This is a genomic window from Vogesella oryzae, assembly GCF_902829295.1.
In the GTDB taxonomy this organism is placed as follows: Bacteria; Pseudomonadota; Gammaproteobacteria; order Burkholderiales; family Chromobacteriaceae; genus Vogesella; species Vogesella oryzae.
Genome location: NZ_CADEPL010000039.1, coordinates 1 through 3571, shown reverse-complemented (window position 1 = coordinate 3571; position 3571 = coordinate 1). Strand labels below are relative to the sequence as shown.

Here is a 3571-nt window from a genome sequence, read left to right as displayed (position 1 = left end):
GCCCTGCTGCTCGTATTGCGGCTTCTTGCTGATGACGTTGATCACCCCGCCCGGTTCCTGGATGCCGTACAGCAGCGAGGCTGGCCCTTTCAGCACTTCCACGTAATCGCTGGTGATGTCGAAGTTGCGCAGCGTGGCGGCGCGCACGCCGTCGCGCAGGATGCTGCCGTCGCCGCGCGTGCCGAAGCCGCGGCGGATGAAACTGTCGGCAATGCCGGCCAGGGTGTTGCTCTGGACCACGCCGCTGACATTGCTGACGGCGTCATCCAGCGTGCGCGCCTGCTGGTCGCGGATTACCTGCGCCGGTACCACTGCCACCGCCTGCGGCGTATCGACAGCCGCGCGCTGGTAGCCGCTGCTGACGCTGTTGCCCGGCTGGTAGCTGTCGGCGGGGCGGGCTGGTGCGGTGACCACCACGGTGTCCAGTTCCGTGGCGTCGCGGTGGTCGCTGGTGGCGGCATGACTGCCGGCGGGGAGCAGCTGGCCCAGCAGCAGGGTAGTGGAAAGCAGGGAAGGCGTTTTCATGCGTGCTAGCTTGATCTTGTTGTAAATGCGAAGAATTATCGTTCGTGATACAATTTGATGCAATGCCGCAATCAATGGCTCCCGCAATTCACCCGCATGGCATGGCTGCCATGCGCTCACCGGACCGACCATGAAACGTTACCTGCTCCTGCTGCACCGCTACCTGGGCCTGGGCTGTGCCTGCTTTTTGCTGCTGCTGGGTCTCTCCGGCAGCCTGCTGGTGTTCCGCGCCGACCTCGAAACCGCCACTGGCCTGCGCCCGGCGCCTGCGGCCAACGTGGCCAGCTATCAGGCGCTGGCCGATGCGGTGCTGGCGCGCTACCCCGGCGCCGATTTCAACCTGCGCTTCGCCGCGCCCGGCGAGGCGGTGCAGGTGCGGCTGCATCTGGCAGCTGGCGAGCGGCGTTTGTGGCTGGATGGCGGCAGCGCGCGCATCGCGGTGGATCAGGCTGACGGCCACGGGCTGTTCGACTGGTTGCTGCGGCTGCACGAGACCCTGCTGCTGGGCGAGGCCGGCGAGACGCTGGCCGGAGTCTGCGCGCTGTTGCTGATGCTGCTGGCGATCAGCGGCGTGGTGTACTGGTGGCCGCGCGACTGGTCGCGCGCCTGGCAGCTGCGGCGCGACAAGGGGCTACGGGTGTGGCTGGGCGACCTGCACCGGCTGGTGGGCATCGGCTGCTGCGTGCTGTTGCTCAGCGCCGGCCTGACTGGCGCTTACCAGGTGTTCAACCGCCCGGTAAACGACTGGATCAACGGCTGGTACGGTTACCGCGCGCCGGCCAAAATAAAACTCGCACCGGCGCCCGGCGCGGCGCGGCTGCCGCTGGATGAACTGGTTGGCCGCGCGGCGCAGGCGATGCCGGGGGGGCGACTGGTGGACATCAAGTATCTGTCGCAGCCGGGCAAGCCGCTGCTGCTGCGCTGGCGCCTGCCGGGCGAGCTGCACCCCAATGGCCGCAGCAATGTGGAGATCGACCCCTACCGCGGCAGCTTGCTGCGGGTGACGCCGGTGGCACAGGCGGCGCCGGCGGTACGGCTCACCAGCTGGGTGTACGCGCTGCACACCGGCAGCCTCGGCGGCTGGCCGCTGCGTCTGTTGTTGCTGCTGGCCGGCGTCGGGCTGGCGTTGCTGTCGGCCAGCGGTGTCTATCAATGGGCGGCGCGGCGGCACAAGCAGCGCCGTGCCCGGCAGCTGCAGTTGGCCGCACGCTGCCAGTAATCACCGGGCTGGCAGGGCAGGGTGGCTGACGCTGCTCATGCATCTGCACTACCATAGCGCGATTCACCGTGGATGCCTGCCGATGCGCTATTTGCCCCTGCTGTTGCTGTGCCTGCCGCTGCCGGTACTGGCACTGGATTATCAGGTCGAGATCGACGCGCCGCTGCTGTTGCAGCCGCTGCTGGAGGACAACCTCGACCTGGTGCAGCTGCGTAGCGACGACACCCTGCAGGAGCGCGATCTGGCGTCGATGCTGGAAACCACGCCGGCGGAGGTGAAAACGCTGCTGGAAACCGAGGGCTATTTTGCGCCGCAGGTCAGCGTGCAGCGCGACGGCAAGCTGGTGCGGGTACGCGTGCAGCCGGGGCTGCCGGTCACGGTGGCGCAGGTGACGCTGCAATATCAGGGTGCGGTGACGCAGGAGCCCGACTACGCGCGCTTCGTCGCCGATGGCCGCGCGTTGTGGAGCCTGCCGCAGGGCGCGGTGTTCCGCCAGGGCGACTGGGACGACAGCAAGAAGGCCGCGCTGCGGCCGCTGCTGCTGGAGCGCTTCCCGCAGGCGCGCATCGCCGCCTCGCGCGCCGTGATCGACCCCGCCAGCCGCCGCGCCACGCTCAGTGTCACCATCGACAGCGGCCCGCGCATCCGCTACGGCGAACTGGTGGTCAGCGGCGCACAGCGCTACCCGGACAGCGTGATCCGCGGCCAGGCCAATTTCAGCGCCGGCAGCGACTTCCGCCAGCAGGACATCCTCGACTATCAGGCCAGCCTGGAAAAAGACAGCCACTACAGCGGCGTGGTGGTGGCGCCGCTGTGGGAGCAAGTGCAGGACGACCGCGTGCCGATCGGCGTTACCGTCACCGAGGTCAAGCGGCAGAAGCTGGACCTCGGTATCAACTACAGCACCGGGGACGGCCCGGGTGCGCGCATCGGCTACGAACACTACAACCTGTTCCGCCGCGGCTATACCGGTTCGGTGGTGCTGGACTGGAAGCGTGACAAGCAGCAGCTGGATCTGGGCCTGGGCTTCCCGCGCCAGGTGGGCGGCTATTCGCATGCCATCAACCTGCACGCCAGCCGCGAGGACAGCGACGGGGTGATTACCGATAACCGCGAACTGGGGGTGTTCCGCATCCGCCAGACCGGCAATATCGAATCGCGGCTGGGGCTGGAATACGTGCTGGAACAGGAACACGAAAACGACGTGCTGACCCGCGACAGCAAGTCGCTGATCGCCTCCTACGGCTGGACGCAGCGCGCCATCGACAACCTGCTGCGCCCCAGCAGCGGCTACCTGGTGGAAGCGCAAGTGGCGACCACGGTCGGCGATCTGGGCTCGGATACCCGCTTCCAGCGCGGCTATGTGCGGCTGGCCAATTACTGGTCGCCGCACTGGCTGCGCGGCACGCTGGTGTCGCGGCTGGAAGGCGGCCAGGTGTTTGCCGCCGATACCTCCGAGGTGCCGACCTCGCGGCTGTTCAAGGCCGGTGGCGTCAACAGCGTGCGCGGCTACGAATACCAGAGCCTGGGGGTGGAAGCCAGCGATGGCACCATTAATGGCGGCCGGGTGCTGACCACCGCCAGCGTGGAATACCAGTACCCGGTGACGCAGAACTGGCGCGCCGCGGTGTTCTACGATGCCGGCGATGCCGCTGCGTCGTGGCAAAAGCTCAATCTGGCCACCGCCTACGGCGTCGGCGCACGCTGGCTCAGCCCGCTGGCGCCGCTGGCGTTCGATATCGCCCACGGCAACCGTGATAACCGCTGGCGCTGGAACCTCAACCTCGGTCTGGCGTTCTGATGCCGCAGATGACGACTCCTCCCGAC

3 protein-coding genes are annotated in these 3571 nt (G+C 67.7%); 2 read left to right on the top strand and 1 reads right to left on the bottom strand.

All coding sequences use genetic code 11. The features are described 5' to 3' along the window. The coding region (locus tag HU218_RS13280; protein ID WP_217450830.1) for a TonB-dependent receptor plug domain-containing protein at positions 1-525 on the bottom strand (525 nt) is incomplete at its 3' end. 130 nt (positions 526-655) lie between these two features. Here HU218_RS13280 and HU218_RS13275 point away from each other — a divergent pair. Continuing rightward, the gene (locus HU218_RS13275; protein WP_174875421.1) at positions 656-1744 is read left to right on the top strand and encodes a PepSY-associated TM helix domain-containing protein; all 1089 of its coding nucleotides are present in this window, start codon (positions 656-658) and stop codon (positions 1742-1744) included. 82 nt (positions 1745-1826) lie between these two features. After that, on the top strand, positions 1827-3545 hold the full coding sequence (locus HU218_RS13270; protein ID WP_174875420.1) for an autotransporter assembly complex protein TamA: 1719 nt from the start codon (positions 1827-1829) through the stop codon (positions 3543-3545). Positions 3546-3571 lie beyond the last annotated feature (26 nt).

Excerpts from the sequence above, each read along its gene's own strand:
- HU218_RS13275 (WP_174875421.1), top strand. The coding sequence starts at position 656 with ATGAAACGTTACCTGCTCCTGCTGCACCGCTACCTGGGCCTGGGCTGT.
- HU218_RS13270 (WP_174875420.1), top strand. The coding sequence starts at position 1,827 with ATGCGCTATTTGCCCCTGCTGTTGCTGTGCCTGCCGCTGCCGGTACTG.